Below are 21,782 nucleotides of genomic sequence, written 5' to 3'. Positions count from 1 at the left end.
AGACCCATGTCTGCTTCGGCGGCGGTTTCAACGATGCCGTCTTCCAGGCAACGCACGGTTTCCAGGCACAGCGGGATCATCATCCAATTGATGATGTCTTCGTCAGTGACTTCGCGCTGCTCGTGAACGATCGGCTTGAGCACTTCGAGTACCGACGGGTCGGCGACTTTCTTCTGCTTGCCTTTCTTGTCGGCCTCGTAGGCGTAGAAGCCCTTGCCGTTCTTCTGGCCCAGGCGCTTGGCTTCGTACAGCACGTCGATGGCCGAGCGACGGTCATCTTTCATGCGATCCGGGAAACCTTCAGCCATCACGTCACGACCGTGATGACCGGTGTCGATGCCGACCACGTCCATCAGGTACGCCGGGCCCATTGGCCAGCCGAATTTCTCCATGACCTTGTCGATACGGACAAAGTCGACACCGGCGCTGACCAGCTTGGCGAAACCGCCGAAGTAAGGGAACAGCACGCGGTTGACCAGGAAGCCCGGGCAGTCGTTGACGACGATCGGGTTCTTGCCCATTTTCTTCGCGTAAGCCACGGTAGTGGCGATGGCCAGTTCGCTGGACTTCTCGCCACGGATCACTTCCACCAGCGGCATCATGTGCACCGGGTTGAAGAAGTGCATACCAACGAAGTTTTCCGGACGCTTGAGGGCCTTGGCCAACAGGCTGATGGAGATAGTCGAGGTGTTGGACGCGAGGATGGTGTCCTCTTTGACCTTGTCTTCGACTTCAGCCAGTACCGCTTGCTTGACCTTAGGGTTTTCGACCACCGCTTCGACGACCAGATCGACGTGACCGAAGTCACCGTACGACAGCGTCGGGCGAATGCCGTTGAGCACTTCAGCCATCTTCGCAGCGGTCATGCGACCTTTGTCAACGCGGCCGACCAGCAGCTTGGCAGCTTCTGCCAGGCCCTGTTCGATGCCGTGCTCGTTGATGTCCTTCATCAGGATCGGCGTGCCTTTGGAGGCCGACTGGTAGGCGATACCGCCGCCCATGATGCCGGCACCGAGTACGGCGGCCTGCTTCACGTCTTTGGCGATTTCGTCGTAAGCCTTGGCTTTTTTCTTCAGTTCCTGGTCGTTCAGGAACAGGCCGATCAGGCTCTGTGCGGCAGAGGTCTTGGCCAGCTTGACGAAGCCTGCTGCTTCCACTTCCAGTGCCTTGTCACGACCGAAGTTCGCGGCTTTCTGGATGGTTTTGATCGCTTCGACCGGCGCCGGGTAGTTCGGGCCGGCCTGGCCAGCCACGAAGCCTTTGGCAGTTTCGAAAGCCATCATTTGCTCAATGGCGTTCAACTTGAGTTTTTCAAGTTTCGGCTGACGCTTGGCCTTGTAATCGAACTCGCCGGAGATGGCGCGCTTGATCAGCTCAAGGGCTGCTTCCTGCAACTTCTCTGGGGCAACCACGGCGTCGACGGCGCTGACTTTGAGCGCGTCTTCAGGGCGGTTTTCCTTGCCGGCGGCAATCCACTCAATGGCGTTATCGACACCAATCAGGCGCGGTAGACGCACTGTACCGCCGAAGCCCGGGTAAATGCCCAGCTTGACTTCTGGCAGGCCGATCTTGGCCTTGGTGGACATGACGCGATAGTCAGCCGCCAGGCACATTTCCAGACCGCCACCGAGGGCAATGCCGTTGATGGCCGCGACGGTTGGTACGTTGAGGTCTTCGAAATCGCTGAAGATCTTGTTGGCTTCGAGATTGCCAGCAACCAGCTCGGCATCCGGCAGCTTGAAGTTGTCGACAAATTCGGTGATGTCGGCGCCGACGATGAATACGTCTTTTCCGCTGCTGACGATCACGCCCTTGATCGAAGCATCTGCCTTGATGGTGTCTACGGCCTGACGCCGTTCGTTCAGGGTTAGACGGTTGAACTTGTTGACGGACTCACCCTTGAGGTCGAATTTCAATTCGACGATGCCACTTTCAAGAGCGTTAACCGTGATGGCTTTACCTTCGTAAATCATCAACTGATCTCCACGATATGGAAGCTGAACAGTACACGTCGGACGCAGGCGAATGGCTCGGCAGGACGCTTTTTCGTCAATGCTAACGCCAATCCACCCGGCACACCCGCCAACGCGATAGTCGGGATTCTGTAGGAGCAGTCTGTAAGACAAACGCTCAATTCATACGCCCGTTTGATTTGGGTACGTCACCTTCTCGGAATTCCCGGCAATTGTCAATCGCCCAAAATACCGGTTGAAATGCGACTTTGCGGTCATTTCCGTAGGGCGTAGACCTGCAACACGCACTTGCATGTCCAGCCATTCATAGAATCAATAATTAGAAAAATCGCCCTAATCCGTCGCAGCCTTTGTTTAAAGGGCTACGCTGGTGGGACTACTGGGAAATGCACAGCGCGCTTGAAACCGCGTCAGCAGAAAAAACTATTTCCGGCCTGCCTGGCCAACCCCGCCCGATGAATCATGTCGGGCTTTTTAATGCGCGTCTGCCGGACGTTTCACACCGTTGCAGTGAGAAAAGTCCACGCATCACGCCAGCGCTTTAAGGGTCGCGTCGATATCCTGCAGAACCGTCGCCTCACCCTTCTCGCCCCAATACAATGCGATCATCTGCTTGTCCGCCTCGACCTTGAAAACATTGCCCGGCAATTTTTCGAAATAATCGAGCAGCGCCCGGTCATCGCAGACTTCCTGCCATTGATTGACCCACACGCCCGGAGTTTTCTGCCAGTAGGTCCAGCACGCCGGCTGACCGCCTCGCCGCGGCCGATGGTACTGGGCACAAGGATTCGGCGGCTCCGGCAGCAGCCAGTGCGGCCACTCCTGGGGCGCGAGTTGCATGGCGAGGCCCATGCGCCGCGCCTCCATACGCAAGGCCATGCGACCGCTCTGCGCACGCGATGGGCGCAGCCATGCCAGCGGACTTAAAACTACCAGCAGGATTGACACCACCAGCCAGACCGTCATATCTGTACTCCCGATTTTTGATGGGCCCATTGTCTCGCTTGCGAACCAATGCGCTTGAAACCAGCCATACTTACCAATATCGAAACCTCAGGAGGAGCACCTCATGCCCTACCACCACATACTGGTCGCTGTAGATCTGACCGAAGAGTGCGACCCTGTGATCCACCGCGCCCGCGAGTTGTCGGTGAGCAACGGTGCCAAGTTGTCGCTGGTGCATATCGTTGAACCAATGGCCATGGCCTTCGGTGGCGATGTGCCGATGGATCTGTCACAACTGCAACAACAGCAGTTCGATCAGGCCAAGGAACGCCTTGAAAAGCTCAAATCCAAATATACCGAGCTCGTTGGCGCCAATTGCCACCTGACCTACGGCCAGCCACGCCAGGAAATTCATCATTTTGCCAAGGAACAAGCGTGCGATCTGATCGTGGTTGGCAGCCATGGCCGTCACGGTCTGGCGCTATTGCTAGGCTCGACCGCAAATGATGTGCTGCATGGCGCCCCTTGCGATGTGCTCGCGGTGCACCTGGTCAAACGCTGACTGGTTTCGCTCCCCACATTTTGATCTGATCCAGCCTGCTGATCGCGTTACATATGAAAAGCCCGGCGCTCATCACTGAGCGCCGGGCTTTTGCACATCACGATCGATCAGGCATCCAGCTCGGCCCAACGCTCCACCAACGCATCCAGCTCGGCCTGCAATTGTTCCAGCGAAGCAATGACCTTGGCCGTTTCCGCCGGCGGACGCTGATAGAAACCGGCTTCAGCCATTTCAGCCTCAACCGCAGCAATCTGCTGTTCCTTGGCGTCGATGTCGCCCGGCAAGGCTTCCAGCTCGCGCTGCAGCTTGTAGCTCAGCTTTTTCTTTGCAGCCGGTGCAGCAGCGGCAGGCGCAGCAACCACAGCAGGCTCAGCGGCAACCACCGCCGAGTTCAGGTCAGCCTTGCCCGACTTGCTTTCAGTCACGCCCAACAGACGCGGTGAGCCGCCCTGACGGATCCAGTCCTGATAACCGCCGACGTATTCACGAACCTTGCCTTCGCCTTCGAATACCAGGGTGCTGGTCACCACGTTATCGAGGAATGCCCGGTCGTGGCTCACCATCAGCACGGTGCCATTGAAGGTCAGCAGCACTTCTTCGAGCAGTTCGAGGGTTTCCACGTCGAGATCGTTGGTCGGCTCGTCGAGTACCAGCAGGTTAGCCGGTTTGCTGAACAGCTTCGCCAGCAACAGACGTGCACGCTCACCACCGGACAACGCCTTGACCGGCGTGCGCGCACGCTGCGGGCTGAACAGGAAGTCGCCGAGATAGCTCAGCACGTGACGGCTCTGCCCGTCGATGTCGATGAAGTCGCGACCTTCGGCGACGTTGTCGATCACGGTTTTTTCCAGATCCAACTGATGGCGCAACTGGTCGAAGTACGCCACGTCGATGCGCGTGCCCTCTTCCACTTTGCCGCTGGTCGGTTGCAGACCGCTGAGCATCAGTTTCAACAGTGTGGTCTTGCCGGTACCGTTGGCGCCGAGCAGACCAATACGGTCGCCGCGCTGCAGGACCATCGAAAAATCCTTGATCAGGAACGGCCCGCCCGGATGCGCGAAGCTCACGTTCTCCAGCACCATCACTTGCTTGCCGGACTTGTCCGCGGTTTCCAGCTGGATGTTGGCCTTGCCGGTACGCTCGCGACGCTCACTGCGCTCAACGCGCAAAGCTTTCAGCGCACGTACACGGCCTTCGTTACGGGTGCGACGGGCCTTGATGCCCTGACGGATCCACACTTCTTCCTGAGCCAGACGCTTGTCGAACAGCGCGTTGGCGGTCTCTTCAGCCGCCAGCGCGGCTTCCTTGTGTACGAGGAAACTGGCGTAGTCGCCGTTCCAATCGATCAGGCCGCCGCGATCCAGTTCGAGAATGCGCGTGGCGAGGTTTTGCAGGAAGGAACGGTCGTGCGTGATGAACAGCACGGCGCCCTGGAAATCTTTCAGCGCTTCTTCGAGCCAGGCAATCGCACCGATGTCCAGGTGGTTGGTCGGTTCGTCGAGCAGCAACAGGTCCGGTTCGGACACGAGCGCCTGCGCCAGCAGCACGCGACGGCGCCAGCCGCCGGAGAGTTCGGCGAGGGTCTTGTCGGCCGGCAGTTGCAGGCGGCTCAGGGTGCTGTCAACCAGCGTCTGCAAGCGCCAGCCGTCACGGGCTTCGAGGTCGTGCTGGACATGCATCAGTTTGTCCAGATCGGCGTCGGTGACGATGTTCTGGCTCAGGTGATGGTATTCGGCGAGCAAGGCGCCGACGCCGTCGAGACCTTCAGCCACCACGTCGAATACAGTCCGGTCGTCGGCCACTGGCAATTCTTGCGGCAATTCGCCGATTTTCAGACCAGGCGCACGCCAAACCGAGCCGTCATCGGGCTTCTGGTCGCCCTTGACCAGTTTCATCATGCTGGACTTGCCAGTGCCGTTGCGGCCGATGATGCACACCCGCTCACCACGGGCGATCTGCCAGGACACCTTGTCCAACAACGGCATAGCGCCGAACGCAAGGGACACATCGCTGAATTTGAGCAGGGTCATGAGCTTCTCCAAAAACCGGGCGCGCATTCTACCTGACTTGAGGCTTCAGCAGGCCGGCAATTTGTCGGTCGAAGCACTCTGCACAACATTTGTTGCGAACTTGTGCAGTGAGGCGCGCAAAGCTTTCGCCGCTTGCTGGCAAAAGGCTAAGCTACAGGCAATTCAGTGCGGATTCCGATCGGCACTTGTCATGATTTCTCTGCCCGGATGTCTCATGCGCAGTCGCCTTTTCAGTGTTTTGTCCTGCTTGTTTCTTACCGCCGCTGCCGCTCAATCCGTCCAGGCGGTCGACCTGTCCACCCAACGCCAGTATTACGATGAAGCCAAGCGCGCCTTGGCCAAGGGTGATACCGGACCGTATTTCCGTTACAGCCAGGCGCTGGCCGATTATCCGCTGGAACCCTATCTGGCTTACGACGAACTGACCGCGCGTCTGAAGACGGCGAGCAACGCGGAGATCGAGAAATTCCTCGCCGAACACGGTGATCTGCCGCAAGCCAATTGGATGAAGCTGCGCTGGTTGCGCTGGCTCGCCGACCGTGGCGACTGGGCGACCTTCGTCAAATACTACGATCCGAAGCTGAACTTCACTGAGCTAGACTGCCTCAACGCGCAGTATCAGATCAGCCACGACAAGAAAGCTGAAGGCTACGCCAACGCGGAAAAACTCTGGCTGACCGGCAAATCGCAACCCGCCGCCTGTGACGCCCTGTTCGGCATCTGGGCTGCCGACGGCCAACTGACCGAACAGAAACGCTGGGAACGCACCAAACTCGCCGCGCAGGCGCGTAACTATCCGCTGGCGAACAGCCTGATCAACGGCTTGACCAGCCTCGCCCCGCGCGGTCGCTTGCTGGTCGACGTCGCGCAGAAACCCGAACTGCTGAACCAGCCGTCGCGCTTCACCCCGGCCGACGAGCCGATGTCAGACGTTGTCAGCCTCGGCCTGCGCCGCCTCGCAAGGCAGGATCCGGACAAGGCCATGGCTCTGCTCGACGGTTACGCCAGCAGCATGCATTTCTCTCGCGATGAAAAAGTCGCGATTGCTCGCGAGATCGGCCTGACCCTTGCGCGCCGCTTCGACAGCCGCGCGCTGGACGTTATGACCAAATACGATCCGGAGCTGCGCGACAACACCGTATCGGAATGGCGCTTGCGCCTGCTGCTGCGTCTGGCACGCTGGAACGATGCCTACGAACTGACCAAACGTCTGCCGCAAGACCTGGCCACCACCAACCGCTGGCGCTACTGGCAGGCGCGCAGCCTGGAACTGGCCCAACCGCAAAACCCGCAAGCGCTGACCCTGTACAAGAATCTGGCGCGGGAACGGGACTTCTACGGTTTCCTTGCCGCTGATCGCTCGCAGTCGCCTTACTCGTTGAACAATAAGCCGCTGGTGCTCAGCCAGGCGTTGATCAGCAAGGTTCGCAACACCCCCGGCGTGCGTCGTGCGCTGGAGTTTCATGCACGTGGGCAGATCGTCGACGGGCGTCGCGAGTGGTATCACGTCAGCCGTCATTTCAATCGCGATGAAATGGTCGCCCAGGCGAAACTGGCGTATGACCTGAAATGGTACTTCCCGGCAATCCGCACCATCAGTCAGGCGCAGTACTGGGACGACCTGGACATCCGCTTCCCGATGGCTCACCGCGATACCCTCGTGCGTGAAGCCAAGGTCCGCGGCCTGCATTCAAGCTGGGTGTTCGCCATCACCCGGCAGGAAAGCGCCTTCATGGACGACGCGCGCTCCGGCGTCGGCGCCAGCGGTCTGATGCAACTGATGCCCGGCACCGCCAAGGAAACCGCGCGCAAGTTCAGCATTCCGCTGGCCTCGCCCCAGCAAGTGCTCGATCCGGACAAGAACATCCAGCTCGGTGCTGCTTACCTCAGTCAGGTGCACAGCCAGTTCAACGGTAACCGCGTCCTCGCCTCCGCCGCTTACAACGCCGGCCCCGGCCGCGTGCGTCAGTGGCTGCGCGGCGCTGATCACCTGAGTTTTGACGTCTGGGTGGAAAGCATCCCGTTCGACGAAACCCGTCAATACGTGCAGAACGTACTGTCATATTCGGTGATCTACGGCCAGAAGCTTAATTCTCCCCAACCGCTGGTGGATTGGCATGAGCGGTATTTTGATGATCAGTAACCGGTAATCCCGGGTAGGCAAGAGCTGCCGAAAACTGCGATCTTTGATGTAAAAATGCCCGCATTCAATGCGGGCATTTTTTGTAAAGCAAGATCAAAAGATCGCAGCCTTCGGCAGCTCCTACAAGTCCACTGCGTGGCCATCATTAAACTGCAACGCCGCCAGCCGCGCATACAGCGGGTTGCTGGCGATCAATTGCTGATGTGTCCCAACCGCCACCAACTTGCCTTGATCCATCACCGCAATCCGATCAGCGTTTTTCACCGTGGCCAGTCGGTGGGCGATGACCAGCGTGGTGCGGTTTTCCATCAGCGTTGGCAAGGCTTGCTGGATCAGATGCTCGCTCTGTGCGTCGAGGGCGCTGGTGGCTTCGTCCAGCAGCAGGATTGGCGCGTCCACGAGCAAGGCCCGAGCGATGGCCAGGCGCTGGCGTTGACCGCCGGACAGGCCGAGGCCGCCATCGCCCAGATGAGTCTGATAACCATCAGGCATCTGTTCGATGAAGTCGTTGGCGTGGGCAATGCGCGCGGCTTCCTTGACCTGCGCCAGCGTGGCCGTAGGACAACCGTAGCGAATGTTCTCATCCACGCTGCCGAAAAACAGCGCCGGGGTTTGCGACACCAGCGCGAAACAGCGGCGAAGGTCCAGTGGGTCAAGGCTGGTCAGCGGCACTCCATCCAGCAGAATCTGCCCTTCGCGCGGATCGTAGAAGCGCAGCAACAGGTCGTAAACCGTGGATTTGCCCGCGCCTGACGGCCCCACCAATGCCAGGGTTTCGCCCGCCCTCACCGTCAAACTCAAGCCATCGACTGCGTAACTTTCCGGACGAGAGGGGTAGGAAAAGCGCACGTCGCGCAATTCAAGCTCACCTTTGACTCGCGCTGGCAAAGTGACCAGTCCGGCCACCGGTGGCTGGATAATGTTTTCCGAGCGCAGCAATTCCGCGATGCGTTCAGCGGCACCCGCAGCGCGTTGCAGTTCGCCGATCACTTCGCTCAGCGTGCCGAACGCGCTACCGACGATCAGGCTATAAAAAACGAATGCCGCCAGCTCGCCGGCCGATATCCGCCCGGCCATGACATCCATGCCACCAACCCACAACATCACCGCCACCGCGCCAAGCACCAGCACGATCACCAGCGTGATCAACCACGCCCGCTGGAAGATCCGTTTGCGTGCGGTCTCGAACGCCTGCTCTACGGTGGAGGCGAAACGCTGCTCATCCTGCACCTGATGGTTGTAGGCCTGCACGGTTTTGATCTGGCCGAGGGTTTCAGACACGTAACTGCCAATGTCAGCGATACGATCCTGACTCTGGCGCGACAGATTGCGCACGCGACGGCCGAATATGAGGATCGGCGCAATCACCAGCGGCAGCGCAATCACCACAATGCTGGTGAGTTTGGAATTGGTGATGAACAGCAGCACCACACCGCCAACTACCATCAACAGGTTGCGCAGGAACAACGAAAGCGACGAGCCAATCACCGATTGCAGTAGCGTGGTGTCGGCAGTCAGGCGCGACTGGATTTCCGAACTGCGGTTGTCCTCATAAAAGCCTGGATGCAGGTACACCAAGTGATTGAACACTTGGCGACGAATATCAGCGACCACGCGCTCACCGATCCATGACACCAGATAGAAACGGGCGAAAGTGCCCAGTGCCAGGCCTAGCACCAGCAACATGAAGATCGCGATGGACTGATTAAGAAGATGCGGCGATCGGGTCATGAAACCTTGGTCCACAAGCAGCTTGATGCCCTGCCCCATTGACAAGGTAATGCCCGCGGTGACGATCAGCGCGAGTAAAGCGCCGAAGGCATGCCAGCGGTACGGCAGGAGAAAATGACTGGTCAGGCGCAAGGCGCGCCGGTGTCGGGAAGATAGCAAGGAGATCATGGAATTCACGTCTGCGCAGATGAATCGGGCCAGCCTACAGACTCAAATGGGGTGGAACTCTGTAAATCACAATGAGTCAGGTTAAATATGCCCGGGATGTCCGGATGCTAGAAACGATTGGTCTAAGGTTGCGGTTGAGACGAGACGGCATTTCTGTTTGAGTAGAGATGCCGCTCGCCGACAGATCGCAGGGAGTTGTCACAGCCTGGTCACGTGGCGGTTTTAACTTAGGCACACAACCTGATGAGGAGACAGGCCATGTCCTTGCAACACAGCAGCGAAGACAAGATTGAAGTGATCCGCACCCAACCCGACCAGTCTCTGGGTTGCTCGATTATCGATGAGCAGGGCCGCGAAGTACCAATCACTGAAGACATGATCCAGGACGCCTGCCGCGAACTGGAGAAGCGATTGGTCAAGCCTGCCGAACAAGAGTGATGTAGCCAACGTCTTCCCGACCCGGCCCTGATTGGCCGGGTTTTTTCTGCGCCTGATTTAGCTGCGAATCGTGTAGGAGCTGCCGAAGGCTGCGATCTTTTGATCTTCAATAAGCAAGATCAAAAGATCGCAGCCTCGTTTCACTCGACAGCTCCTACAGGCCAATGCGGTTATGGGACCGGGGTTGCGCCGAGCGCCGCCACAATCTGGCGCAACACAGGCGCATCCCCTTCAATCCGCACCTTCAGCCCTTCGATCTCGCGTCGTACCGGGTACTGCTTGCGCAATTGGTCAAATGCCTCACGCTGCTCAGCGACATTTCCTACCAGACTGCGGCGAAAATCCGCGTCGTCGCGGCGCGGGTCATACACGCCCCGACACAACATCGCCAGCGCCCACGCCGGATCACTGTCGCCATGCAAGGAAACTTCCGACAACCACGGCGCTGGCAACAGATCACTCAGCTGGATAATCGCAGGCTGGCCGCTGAAAGCGCAGTAGGCCTGGTAGATCTGCGCGGTTCCGCGTTGCTTGCCGTCAAGGCTGTAACCGGCAATATGCGGTGTCGCCAACACACAGAGTTCGGCCAGCGCAGGATCAACTTCCGGCTCCTTTTCCCAGACGTCGAGCACTGCCTGCAGGTCTTCACGCTCCAGCAGCACTTCACGCAGCGCAACGTTATCGACCACAGGGCCGCGCGCCGCATTGATCAGCCACGCACCTTGCTTGAGTTGCTGCAGACGCTGTCGATCAAACAGATGCCAGGTCGCATCGTCGCCGTTACGGGTCAAAGGTGTATGCAGACTGATCACGTCGCACTGCTCGAGGATCTGCTCGAGGCTGACATGATCGCCGCCGTCGGCAGCCTGACGCGGCGGATCGCAAACCTTTACGTTCCAGCCCAAACCTTTCAAGACCGTGATCAGGCGACCACCGACTTCACCGGCGCCGACAACGCCGTAGGTACGCTGAGTCAAATCAACGCCTTCGATTTCGGCCAGTGTCATCAAACTGCCCAGTACGTAGTCGACCACGCCACGAGCATTACACCCCGGCGCGCTCGACCAGCCAATCCCGGCCTCTTTGAAGTAATCGAGATCCAAATGGTCGGTGCCGATGGTGCAGGTACCGACAAAGCGCACCTTGCTGCCCTCAAGCAGCGCACGGTCAACGCGGGTCACCGAACGCACCAGCAACACATCGGCGTGCTCGACCGTGGCACGGTCAATGGAGCGGCCCGACACACGGCGGATTTCACCGAAACCGGCAAAATAAGCATCGAGCAGCGGGATATTTTCGTCGGCAACAATCAGCATGGCGGGCTCCTTGGGCGGATCGGCAGTTTAGGTGCAGACGCGCCGATCAGCCAGCAGGGTTTGCGCTTACAAATACGCAACAGAGGATTTTTCCTGACCGAGGCGTCAGCGGCGTAGAATGCGCCGCTCTGCGCATCAATACTTTCTGGACGCTTCGCCTGTGAACTCTGTAACTGACCAACCCGTCGCCGTCTCCCTGTCCCGCCCTGCGCGGATTCGCCTGGAGTTGAAAAACCTGCTCGCCCTGGCGCTGCCGATCATCATCGCGCAACTGGCGACCACGGCCATGGGCTTCGTCGATGCGGTGATGGCGGGACGCGTCGGACCAAAGGATCTGGCGGCGGTAGCATTGGGCAACTCGATCTGGGTCCCGGTGTTTCTGTTGATGACCGGCACCTTGCTGGCCACCACGCCGAAGGTCGCGCAACGCTTCGGCGCTGGCAAGCACAGCGAGATCGGTCCGATCGTGCGTCAGGCGCTATGGCTAGCGTTGGTGGTGGGGTTGATCGCCACTGCGATGCTGGTCGCCGCCGAACCGGTTTTGCACCTGATGAAGGTCGATGCCGAACTGATCGACCCGAGCATGCAGTACTTGCACGGCATCGCCAGCGGTCTGCCGGCAGTGGCCATTTATCACGTGCTGCGTTGCACCAGTGACGGCATCGGCCGCACGCGCCCGGCCATGGTGCTGGGCCTGTGCGGGCTGGCGCTGAACATTCCGCTGAATTACATCTTCATCTATGGCCACTTCGGCGTGCCGGCCATGGGTGGCGTCGGCTGCGGCTGGGCCACGGCGATCGTGATGTGGGTGATGGCGCTGGGCCTGGCCGGCTACGAACGCTGGGCGCCGGCCTACCGCTCAAGCGAACTGTTCAGCCGTTTCGACTGGCCGCAGTGGGCGGTGATCAAACGTCTGCTATCGATTGGTTTGCCGATCGGCATCGCGGTGTTTGCCGAGTCGAGCATCTTCGCCGTGATCGCCCTGCTGATCGGCAGCCTCGGCGCGACGGTGGTGGCCGGGCACCAGATCGCGCTGAACGTCAGCTCGCTGGTGTTCATGATCCCTTATTCGCTGGGTATGGCGGTCACCGTGCGTGTCGGCCAGGCGCTGGGCCGTGAGGAACCGCGTGAGGCACGCTTTGCCGCTGGAGTCGGCATGGGCACGGCGCTGGCCTACGCCTGCCTGTCGGCGAGCCTGATGCTGGCGCTGCGCGAGCCGATTGCGGCGATCTATACCGCTGATCCGACGGTGATTCATATTGCAGCGATGCTGATTGTCTATTCGGCGCTGTTCCAGTTTTCCGATGCGATCCAGGTGACCGCCGCCGGCGCGTTACGTGGCTACCAGGACACCCGCGTGACGATGATCCTGACCCTGTTCGCTTATTGGGGGATCGGTTTGCCGGTAGGTTATGCGCTGGGGCTGACCGACTGGCTCGGCGAGTCACGTGGCCCGAGCGGGCTGTGGCAGGGTTTGATTGTCGGCTTGAGTTGCGCGGCGCTGATGCTGTCGATTCGTCTGACACGCAGCGCGCGCAAGCGGATCCGGATCAGTCGCTCGCTCGGCTGATCACCCATAAAAAAAGACCTGCATTTGCAGGTCTTTTTTTTGCCCAGAGTCAGGGTTTCTTGCGAATCCAGTACAGATAAGTACCCGCTTCTTCATGCTGGCTGACCAACTCATGGTCGAGGAACACGCAAAACTTGGGGATGTCACGTTTGGTCGAAGGATCGGTAGCGATCACCTTCAAGAGGCCGCCGGGCACCAGATCGCGGATGTGCTGATGCAACATCATCACCGGTTCCGGGCAATTGAGGCCGGTGGCGTCGAGGGTGCCGTCGACCGGAGAATCGATCATTTCACTCATGGTTCACTCCAGAAACTGGCCGGCATTGTCGCGCATTGTCCGGGATCTCGTCCAACCTCTATGGGTCAGCGAGACTTGGGCTTTTTGCTGTCATGCCGGCGCAGGTGGCAGGTCACTTCCTCACGATCGTGATACAGCTGCTTGCAGCCAATATCTACCTTGATTCCCCGCGCCTTGAAACCATCGGCAATGCGTTCCAGCAGCCGCTTTACTTCGGCATAACGCTGCTTCATCGGCAGCTTCAGGTTGACCACTGCTTCGCGGCAATGTCCCTCGCCAATCCATTCTTCCAGCATCGCCGCGTTGCGCGCCGGTTTCTCGACGATATCGCAAACCATCCAGTCAACCGGCTGCTTGGGCTTGAAGGTGAACCCGTCCGCCATCAAATGCTGAACCAGGCCGGTGTCCATCAGGCTTTCAGCCATCGGGCCGTTGTCGATGGCGGTGACCAGCATGCCGCGGTTAACCAGTTGCCAGGTCCAGCCGCCCGGCGCCGCACCGAGGTCGACGCCGGTCATGTCGCTGTGCAGACGGTCGTCCCACTGATCACGCGGAATGAAGTGGTGCCACGCCTCTTCCAGCTTCAGGGTCGAACGGCTTGGCGCTTCGCGGGGAAACTTCAGGCGCGGAATGCCCATCGGCCACATGGCCGAATTGCCGGCATCAGCCATGCCGAGGAACACTTCACGACCACTTTTAAAGGTCAGCAACAAACGCGGCTTGCTGGCGTCCTCCATCAGTTTGCCGGCGGCGGTCAGCGCCTTGCGCAGCGGGCCCTCGAATTTTTTGCAGAAGTTCGACAGTTCCTTGCCGTCATTGGTATCGACCACTTCCAGCCACAGGCTGCCGCACACCCGGAAATCGGCCATGTGCGCCAGGATCACGCTGATCCGATCGTTTTCTGGCAGATCGATGAAAAAACCACGCGCCCACTGGCGCGGGAAGATCAGCTCAGCGAAACGCTGACCGCGCATCAGGCGTTCAGCGCCATCGGCTTCGGTGCAGACAAACTCGGCGCAGGCCGCGGCCGTTTTGGCTTTGGCGTAACCGGCGACATTGAGACGGGCGGCGAGGTCGGAAATCTCCGAACAGACTTCGCCTTCGAAGCCGGGCCGGCAATGCATGAATAGGGTGTTCATTCTTACTCCTGGGCAGCGGCCGATGATTCGGCCGCTGCGCGATGCTCAAGCCTTGCGTTGCCGCAATGCCTGTCACGAAAACCGGCGCATGATAGCCGAAGTCGGAACCTTGGTTCCGCTCATAGAGTCCAGTTATTAGCCAGCTACTCAAAACAGGGCTAGGTTTAATGCTCTGCCCGTCCCCTCAGTCCGTAGCCGTGCGGACTCAAAGGAGTGATCGTAATGCCGTCCCTCGATAGTCTGAAGTCACTGAAAACCCTACAAATTGACGCCACGACCTACCACTATTTCAGCCTGCCGGAAGCCGCCAAAAGCCTGGGCGACCTCGACAAGCTGCCGATGTCGTTGAAGGTTCTGCTGGAAAACCTGCTGCGCTGGGAAGACGAAAAAACCGTCACCGGCGCCGACCTCAAGGCCATCGCCGCGTGGCTCAAGGAGCGCCGCTCCGATCGGGAAATCCAGTACCGCCCGGCCCGTGTATTGATGCAGGATTTCACCGGCGTCCCCGCCGTGGTCGACCTGGCGGCGATGCGCGCCGCTGTGGCCAAGGCCGGCGGCGATCCGCAACGGATCAATCCATTGTCGCCGGTGGATCTGGTGATCGACCACTCAGTAATGGTCGACAAGTTCGCCAGCGCCAGTGCGTTCGAGCAGAACGTCGACATCGAAATGCAACGCAACGGCGAGCGCTACGCCTTTCTGCGCTGGGGCCAGAGCGCATTCGATAACTTCAGCGTGGTACCGCCGGGGACCGGCATCTGCCACCAGGTCAACCTCGAATACCTCGGCCGCACCGTGTGGACCAAAGACGAAGATGGCCGCACTTACGCATTTCCCGACACGCTGGTCGGCACGGACTCCCACACCACCATGATCAACGGACTCGGCGTACTTGGCTGGGGCGTTGGCGGGATCGAAGCGGAAGCCGCCATGCTCGGGCAACCGGTGTCGATGCTGATTCCCGAAGTGATCGGCTTCAAACTCACCGGCAAACTCAAGGAAGGTATCACCGCGACCGATCTGGTGCTGACCGTGACGCAGATGCTGCGCAAGAAAGGCGTGGTCGGTAAATTCGTCGAGTTCTATGGCGACGGCCTCGCCGACTTGCCACTGGCCGACCGCGCAACCATCGCCAACATGGCTCCGGAGTACGGCGCGACGTGCGGCTTCTTTCCGGTCGACGATGTCACGCTCGAATATTTGCGCCTGTCGGGCCGGCCGCCGGAAGTGGTGAAGCTGGTCGAGGCATACACCAAAGCTCAAGGCCTGTGGCGGCTGCCGGGTCAGGAGCCGGTGTTCACCGACAGCCTGGCGCTGGACATGGGCAGCGTCGAAGCGAGTCTGGCCGGGCCGAAACGCCCGCAGGATCGCGTTTCGCTGCCGAATGTCGCGCAGGCCTTCAGTGATTTCATCGACCTGCAATTCAAACCCACCAGCAAGGAAGAAGGACGCCTGGAAAGCGAGGGCGGTGGCGGCGTGGCGGTGGGCAACGCCGATCTGATAGGCGAAGCTGACTACGAATACGAGGGCAAGACGTATCGCCTGAAAAACGGTGCCGTGGTTATCGCCGCGATTACTTCCTGCACCAACACTTCCAATCCGAGCGTGATGATGGCGGCCGGGTTGCTGGCGAAGAAAGCCGTCGAGAAAGGCCTGACGCGCAAGCCGTGGGTAAAAAGCTCACTAGCCCCTGGTTCGAAAGTCGTCACTGATTACTACAAGGCTGCCGGGCTGACGCAGTACCTTGATCAACTCGGTTTTTCACTGGTCGGCTATGGCTGCACCACCTGCATCGGCAACTCCGGGCCACTGCCGGAGCCGATCGAGAAAGCCATTCAGAAAGCCGATCTGACCGTCGCTTCGGTCTTGTCCGGCAACCGCAACTTCGAAGGCCGCGTACATCCGCTGGTGAAGACCAACTGGCTGGCCTCACCTCCGCTGGTCGTCGCCTACGCATTGGCCGGTAGTGTGCGCACCGATATCAGCAGCGAACCGCTGGGCGAAGACCAGCAGGGCAATCCGGTATATCTGCGCGACATCTGGCCAAGTAGCCGGGAAATCGCCGAGGCGGTGGCTCAGGTCAATACGGCGATGTTCCACAAGGAATACGCCGAAGTGTTCGCCGGTGATGAGCAATGGCAAGCCATCGAAGTCCCGCAAGCGGCGACTTACGTTTGGCAGGACGATTCGACCTACATCCAGCATCCGCCTTTCTTCGACGACATTTCCGGTCCTCTGCCGGAGGTAAAAGACGTCAAGGGCGCGCGGGTCTTGGCTTTGCTGGGTGATTCGGTAACCACAGACCACATCTCCCCCGCCGGCAACATCAAGGTCGACAGCCCTGCGGGGCGTTATCTGCAGGAAAAAGGCGTCGAGCCACGCGACTTCAACTCTTATGGTTCCCGTCGCGGCAATCATGAGGTGATGATGCGGGGCACGTTTGCCAACATCCGTATTCGTAACGAGATGCTCGGGGGCGAGGAAGGCGGAAATACCTTTTACATTCCCACCGGGGAGAAAATGGCGATCTATGACGCTGCGATGAAATATCAGGCTGCGGGCACGCCGCTGGTAGTGATTGCCGGTCAGGAGTATGGCACCGGGTCGAGCCGTGACTGGGCGGCGAAAGGCACCAATCTGCTGGGCGTCAAAGCTGTAATTGCGGAGAGTTTTGAGCGTATTCACCGCTCGAATCTGGTTGGCATGGGTGTGCTGCCATTGCAGTTCAAGCTTGATCAGAATCGCAAGAGCCTCAATCTGACCGGCAAAGAGACGTTCGAGATTCTGGGATTGACCGGCGTTGAGCTGAGGCCGCGGATGAACCTGGCTTTGGTGATCACTCGCGAGGACGGGCGTCAGGAGAAGATTGAAGTCTTGTGCCGGATTGATACGTTGAATGAGGTCGAGTACTTCAAATCCGGGGGGATTCTGCATTACGTATTGCGGCAGTTGATTGCTTCGTAACGGGTGACATTTGCAGCAGGCTGCGGTTTCTTTGACTTTGGCTTTAGAAGCAAAATCAAAAGATCGCAGCCTTCGGCGGCACCTGCATACAGACGAAAAAAAACCCGCCGAAGCGGGTTTTTCCCAAGACCATTATCGACTCCCTGTCGGCAGCGATCCTTGCAAATGGTCGATCATCCATGATCCTGAAACACTCCCTGCGTCTCAGTTGATGTGTGTAGATTACCGAGTGGATCCAATCAGCAATAGTCGTAAAAGCTATCAACGCGTGTAAGACATTCGCCATACAACCATTTCCGAAAACCCTTAGACCCTTCAGGCATTTCCGCTTTCACGGGCCTTCGCGCTTTCGGCGAGGAACTGTTCAAGCCTGCTCAATTGCTCCTCCCAACCACGACTGTCCATGTAATACGCCTCCTTCTGGCGGATGTCGGGAATGTGTGCAAAGCCCGATTCCGAAACCTTGAGCAACGTACCCTTTTCGAAGTCCTGCAATTCGAACTTGACCAGCGTGGTCGGCTCTTGCGAGTAATCGATCTTCGGATTGACTGCATACGGGTGCCAGCGGAAAGAAAACAACTGCTGCGGCTCGACGCGCTCGATCAGCACATTCCACAACACGTGTTCATAACCGGGGTACGTGACCTGGCCTTGCGTCCATTCACCTGCAATGAACCGCCGGCCCTCGAGCGCCACGCCAAACCACTGACCAAATGCCTCGGCATCGACCAATGCACGCCAAACGTGGGAACGCGACGCCTTGAGCGTGATTTTGCGTTCGAAACTGTTAGGTACTGGTTTCATACGTCACCTCCTGTTCTGAACACTAGGCTTGTATGACCACATGTCCAATGCGAAGTTGTATCGAAGCGCTGCAGCCACTGATTCGAGCGGACACATCCTGCCGTAGTTTCCGCTCTGTGATCAGCGTCGTCTGACCTGTTATCTTTCCCGCGAATTCGCAGAAACAAGGAAGAATCATGCAGCCTTCTCTCGCCGATCGTTATCGCGGCGCCCTCCTCGGTTTGGCTTGCGGCGATGCGGTCGGCACAACAGTGGAGTTTCAACCGCGAGGATCATTCCAGCCGGTCAGTGATATGGTTGGCGGTGGTCCGTTCCAGCTCAAACCTGGGCAATGGACCGATGACACCTCAATGGCGCTGTGCCTGGCCGAGAGCCTGCTGAGCAAGAATGGGTTCGACGCGGCTGATCAGATGGGCCGCTATCTCAACTGGTGGAAATGGGGATACCTGAGCTCCACCGGTGAATGTTTCGACATCGGCATGACCGTTAGCCGGGCGCTGCATCAGTACCAGCAAACTGGGGAGCCTTTTGCCGGCTCGACTGACCCGTTGACTGCCGGCAACGGATCGCTGATGCGATTGGCGCCCGTCGTGCTGTTCTATTTCCCCGACATTCGACAGATCCAGGCCTTTGCGGCCGACAGTTCGCGCACAACTCATGCCGCGCCGGAGGCAGTCGAGTGCTGCCAATTGCTGGCTGATCTGATCAGAAGAGCGCTTGAGGGTGCGGACAAAACGCAGCTTCGCCGGTCGTCACTGTCAGAGCTTTCCCAGCCCAAGGTGGTTGCTATCGCGCGGGGTGAATACCTCGACAAAGGCGAGACTCAAATCAAAGGCAGCGGCTATAGCGTCCAATCACTGGAAGCCGCTTTGTGGTGCTTTCATCACACGCATACGTACACCGACGCCGTACTCACAGCAGCCAATCTGGGTGACGATGCGGATACGACAGCGGCTATCGTGGGCCAATTGGCAGGAGCCTACTACGGGGCTCGAGGAATTCCCGAACACTGGCTGGAGCGACTGCATGAAGTCGAGGAAATCACGGCCACGGCGGATCGCTTGCTTGAGGCGTCCCGCTTTCGTACATAACAATCGCTACACTGTGGTGCTCTTTACATTCGATACAGTGAGAACCTCATGTCAGTACGCGTGCTTCTGGCCTTTGCGCCCTTTGTGTTTTCCCCATTCGCCCATGCCGCCACTGACTGTGCCAATGCCAGCGATCAGGCAACGATGAATCAATGTGCGGGGCAAGCGTTCAAAGCGGCAGACAAGGAACTGAATGCGCTGTACCAGCAGGTCACCGGGCGCTTGAAGGACAACCCGGAAGGCAAGAAGCTGCTGGTCAACGCGCAGCGGGCGTGGATCAGCTTCCGGGATGCCGAGTGCAAGTTTTCGGCATCTGGGGTGGCGGGCGGGAGTGTCTATCCATTGATTTACAGCGTTTGCCTGACCGGCATGACCAAGACGCGTGTCGAGGCACTCAAACACTATTTGAAATGCGAGGAAGGTGACATGAATTGCCCGGTTCCCGGAGCGTAATTACAGGCTCGCCTTCGGGAGCCTGTACTGTGAAACCGTTACGCCTCAGACGTGAGGATCGCCCGGCGCTTTGCTCGGCGCTGCGTATTGCGGCTTGAGGTGGCCATCCTGGTCGAGTAACCAAGCGTCCATGATCTGTCTCACTACTGGACCGGCAACACGACCACCGGCCTCGCCGTTTTCGATCATTACCGAGATGGCGATCTTTGGATGTTCGGCCGGTGCGAATCCTACAAACAGGGCGTTGTCACGGTGGCGCTCGAGGGTTTTTTCGCGGTTGTAGCGCTCACCCTGCTTGATCGCCACCACTTGCGCCGTACCACTCTTGCCGGCGATGCGGTATTGCGCGCCCGCAGCGGCCGCTCGGGCAATGCCTCGAGCATCGTGCATGACCATCTGCATGCCGTGGTTGACCTGCTCCCAATTGCGCGGATCCTTGAGCAGGATATTCGGCATCGGATGCTCGTCAACCGGCGCAACGCCATCGACAGACTTGGCCAGATGCGGCCGATTCCATATGCCCTTGTTGGCGATCAGGGCAGTGGCTTGAGCCAATTGCAGTGGCGTGACCTGCATGTAGCCTTGGCCGATGCCAAGAATAACCGTCTCGCCGGGATACCAGGCCTGTCGCCTTGTAGCGCGTTTCCACGCTTGCGACGGCATCAGGCCGGGCGACTCTTCAAACATGTCCAGCGAGACTTTTTCACCAAGGCCAAACATCGCCATGTAGTCGTGCAGACGATCAATGCCAAGCTTGTGCGCAAGGTCGTAGAAGTAGGTGTCGTTGGAACGCATGATCGCCGCGTCCATGTCCACCCAGCCGTCACCGCTGTGGTTCCAGTTGCGATACTTGTGATCGAAGTCCGGAAGTTGGTAATAGCCGGGATCGAATACTCGCGTCTGCGGAGTCACGACGCCTGCGTCCAGCCCCGCGATGGCGACTTCCGGTTTAATCGTCGAGCCTGGGGCGTAGAGGCCGCGCAATACACGGTTGAACAGCGGCCGGTCGATGGAATCCCGCAGCGCCGAATATTCCTTCGAGCTGATGCCTGTGACGAACAGATTCGGATCGAAACTCGGATTGCTGACCATCGCCAGCACTTCTCCCGTGGACGGATCGAGGGCTACCACTGAACCACGACGATCGCCCAACGCCGCTTCAGCGGCCTCCTGCAGCTTGACGTCCAGGCTGAGGACGATGTTTTTACCTGGCACCGGATCGGTGTGCTTGAGCACCCGCAGCACTCGGCCTTGAGCGTTGGTTTCGACTTCTTCGTAACCGACATGGCCATGCAGCTGCGCTTCATAGAAGCGCTCGATACCGGTCTTACCGATGGATTGCGTACCACGGTATTCAACGGAGTCCAGGGTTTTCGATTCTTTTTCATTGATCCGGCCGACATAACCGATCGAATGGGCGAAATGAGCGCCGAGGGGGTAGTGCCGGACGAACTGCGGTTCGACATCAAGACCCGGCAAACGGAACTCGTTGACCGCCAGGACGGCGATTTGCTCTTCCGTCAGCTCATAAAACAAAGTGACCGGTGTGAACGGATGACGGGATTGCTTCATCGCCTTATCGAATACCGTGCGGTCTTCTGCAGGCAAGTGCAGCAAGTTGATGACTTCGTCCAGCTCCTGATTGATGTCAGTTGCACGCTCACGGGTGATGGTCAGGTTGTAGCTGGGACGGTTGTCGGCGAGAAGGACACCGTTGCGGTCGTAGATCAGCCCGCGCGTCGGCGGAATCGGCAAGACGTGGACACGGTTGTTTTCGGAGATGGTCGAGTGGTACTCGAACTCCACGACCTGGAGGATGTATAGGCGCACAACCAGAGCACAGCTGATGGCGAAGACGAACAGAGCACAGGCAATCAATCGTTTATTGACCAGCCGCGTCTCTTTTTCATGGTCCTTGATCGGGATTGGTTCAGGCATTTCTACAGCAACTCTTTGACATAAATGAGTGCCGATCCGTGGGCAGAATATCAGTCCGTTAAAAAACGAGCTGCACCATAACAAAACTGGCTGTCCACTTCAGAATGAAATTACCCGATGGCACCTGAAAAACTTTCTCGCAGGCAAAACAAAACCCCAACTGCTTACGCAATTGGGGTTTCGGAATTTAATCTTGACGATGACCTACTCTCACATGGG

At 58.7% G+C, this 21,782-nt stretch carries 16 protein-coding genes; 7 read left to right on the top strand and 9 right to left on the bottom strand.

Annotated elements, in window-relative coordinates; all coding sequences use genetic code 11:
* The coding region (fadB, locus tag ACIGDJ_RS27195) for a fatty acid oxidation complex subunit alpha FadB (protein WP_397504673.1) at positions 1 to 1,973 on the bottom strand (1,973 nt) is incomplete at its 3' end.
* Positions 1,974 to 2,501: 528 nt separating this feature from the next.
* On the bottom strand, positions 2,502 to 2,939 hold the full coding sequence (locus ACIGDJ_RS27190) for a hypothetical protein (RefSeq protein ID WP_101158771.1): 438 nt from the start codon (positions 2,937 to 2,939) through the stop codon (positions 2,502 to 2,504).
* Between the two features lie 103 nt (positions 2,940 to 3,042).
* On the opposite strand from ACIGDJ_RS27190, the gene ACIGDJ_RS27185 reads away from it, so the two are divergent.
* Positions 3,043 to 3,480, top strand: coding sequence for a universal stress protein (locus ACIGDJ_RS27185; protein ID WP_101158772.1), 438 nt, complete (start codon positions 3,043 to 3,045; stop codon positions 3,478 to 3,480).
* A gap of 107 nt (positions 3,481 to 3,587) precedes the next feature.
* On the opposite strand, the gene ACIGDJ_RS27180 is transcribed toward ACIGDJ_RS27185, so the two are convergent.
* On the bottom strand, positions 3,588 to 5,510 hold the full coding sequence (locus ACIGDJ_RS27180) for an ATP-binding cassette domain-containing protein (RefSeq protein ID WP_313005787.1): 1,923 nt from the start codon (positions 5,508 to 5,510) through the stop codon (positions 3,588 to 3,590).
* 214 nt (positions 5,511 to 5,724) lie between these two features.
* Here ACIGDJ_RS27180 and ACIGDJ_RS27175 point away from each other — a divergent pair, with 214 nt between their 5' ends.
* Positions 5,725 to 7,653 carry a transglycosylase SLT domain-containing protein gene (locus ACIGDJ_RS27175; RefSeq protein WP_397480166.1) on the top strand — a complete coding sequence of 643 codons (1,929 nt, stop codon included), beginning with the start codon at positions 5,725 to 5,727 and terminating at the stop codon, positions 7,651 to 7,653.
* 120 nt (positions 7,654 to 7,773) lie between these two features.
* Here the strand turns inward: ACIGDJ_RS27175 and ACIGDJ_RS27170 are convergent, their stop codons facing one another.
* On the bottom strand, positions 7,774 to 9,552 hold the full coding sequence (locus tag ACIGDJ_RS27170) for an ABC transporter transmembrane domain-containing protein (protein WP_397480165.1): 1,779 nt from the start codon (positions 9,550 to 9,552) through the stop codon (positions 7,774 to 7,776).
* 258 nt (positions 9,553 to 9,810) lie between these two features.
* On the opposite strand from ACIGDJ_RS27170, the gene ACIGDJ_RS27165 reads away from it, so the two are divergent.
* A complete protein-coding gene (locus ACIGDJ_RS27165; RefSeq protein ID WP_101158776.1) occupies positions 9,811 to 9,990 on the top strand; it encodes a PA1571 family protein in 180 nt (59 codons plus the stop codon).
* 170 nt (positions 9,991 to 10,160) lie between these two features.
* Here ACIGDJ_RS27165 and pdxB read toward each other — a convergent pair whose 3' ends face one another.
* On the bottom strand, positions 10,161 to 11,306 hold the full coding sequence (gene pdxB, locus ACIGDJ_RS27160; protein WP_397480164.1) for a 4-phosphoerythronate dehydrogenase PdxB: 1,146 nt from the start codon (positions 11,304 to 11,306) through the stop codon (positions 10,161 to 10,163).
* 160 nt (positions 11,307 to 11,466) lie between these two features.
* Between pdxB and ACIGDJ_RS27155 the strand changes: the two genes are divergently transcribed.
* Positions 11,467 to 12,876: an MATE family efflux transporter gene (locus tag ACIGDJ_RS27155; RefSeq protein WP_397480163.1), complete on the top strand. Its 1,410-nt coding sequence runs from the start codon at positions 11,467 to 11,469 to the stop codon at positions 12,874 to 12,876.
* Between the two features lie 49 nt (positions 12,877 to 12,925).
* On the opposite strand, the gene tusA is transcribed toward ACIGDJ_RS27155, so the two are convergent.
* The gene (gene tusA / locus ACIGDJ_RS27150; RefSeq protein ID WP_101158778.1) at positions 12,926 to 13,174 is read right to left on the bottom strand and encodes a sulfurtransferase TusA; all 249 of its coding nucleotides are present in this window, start codon (positions 13,172 to 13,174) and stop codon (positions 12,926 to 12,928) included.
* A 65-nt stretch (positions 13,175 to 13,239) separates the two neighbouring features.
* On the bottom strand, positions 13,240 to 14,313 hold the full coding sequence (gene rlmM / locus ACIGDJ_RS27145) for a 23S rRNA (cytidine(2498)-2'-O)-methyltransferase RlmM (RefSeq protein WP_397480162.1): 1,074 nt from the start codon (positions 14,311 to 14,313) through the stop codon (positions 13,240 to 13,242).
* Between the two features lie 222 nt (positions 14,314 to 14,535).
* Here rlmM and acnA point away from each other — a divergent pair, with 222 nt between their 5' ends.
* Positions 14,536 to 17,277 carry an aconitate hydratase AcnA gene (gene acnA, locus ACIGDJ_RS27140; RefSeq protein ID WP_313005796.1) on the top strand — a complete coding sequence of 914 codons (2,742 nt, stop codon included), beginning with the start codon at positions 14,536 to 14,538 and terminating at the stop codon, positions 17,275 to 17,277.
* 315 nt (positions 17,278 to 17,592) lie between these two features.
* Here acnA and ACIGDJ_RS27135 read toward each other — a convergent pair whose 3' ends face one another.
* Complete coding sequence (locus ACIGDJ_RS27135) at positions 17,593 to 18,081, bottom strand: SRPBCC family protein (protein WP_101158782.1); 489 nt, start codon at positions 18,079 to 18,081, stop codon at positions 17,593 to 17,595.
* A 176-nt stretch (positions 18,082 to 18,257) separates the two neighbouring features.
* On the opposite strand from ACIGDJ_RS27135, the gene ACIGDJ_RS27130 reads away from it, so the two are divergent.
* Both ACIGDJ_RS27130 and ACIGDJ_RS27125 read left to right on the top strand, forming a co-directional pair.
* Positions 18,258 to 19,172, top strand: coding sequence for an ADP-ribosylglycohydrolase family protein (locus ACIGDJ_RS27130; RefSeq protein WP_397480161.1), 915 nt, complete (start codon positions 18,258 to 18,260; stop codon positions 19,170 to 19,172).
* Between the two features lie 48 nt (positions 19,173 to 19,220).
* Positions 19,221 to 19,625, top strand: coding sequence for a lysozyme inhibitor LprI family protein (locus tag ACIGDJ_RS27125; RefSeq protein ID WP_101158784.1), 405 nt, complete (start codon positions 19,221 to 19,223; stop codon positions 19,623 to 19,625).
* Positions 19,626 to 19,670: 45 nt separating this feature from the next.
* Here the strand turns inward: ACIGDJ_RS27125 and mrdA are convergent, their stop codons facing one another.
* Positions 19,671 to 21,563 carry a penicillin-binding protein 2 gene (gene mrdA, locus ACIGDJ_RS27120; protein ID WP_397480160.1) on the bottom strand — a complete coding sequence of 631 codons (1,893 nt, stop codon included), beginning with the start codon at positions 21,561 to 21,563 and terminating at the stop codon, positions 19,671 to 19,673.
* Positions 21,564 to 21,782 lie beyond the last annotated feature (219 nt).

This window comes from Pseudomonas sp. NPDC079367 (assembly GCF_044542195.1).
In the GTDB taxonomy this organism is placed as follows: domain Bacteria; phylum Pseudomonadota; class Gammaproteobacteria; order Pseudomonadales; family Pseudomonadaceae; genus Aquipseudomonas.
This window is presented reverse-complemented; position numbering and strand designations above follow the sequence as displayed.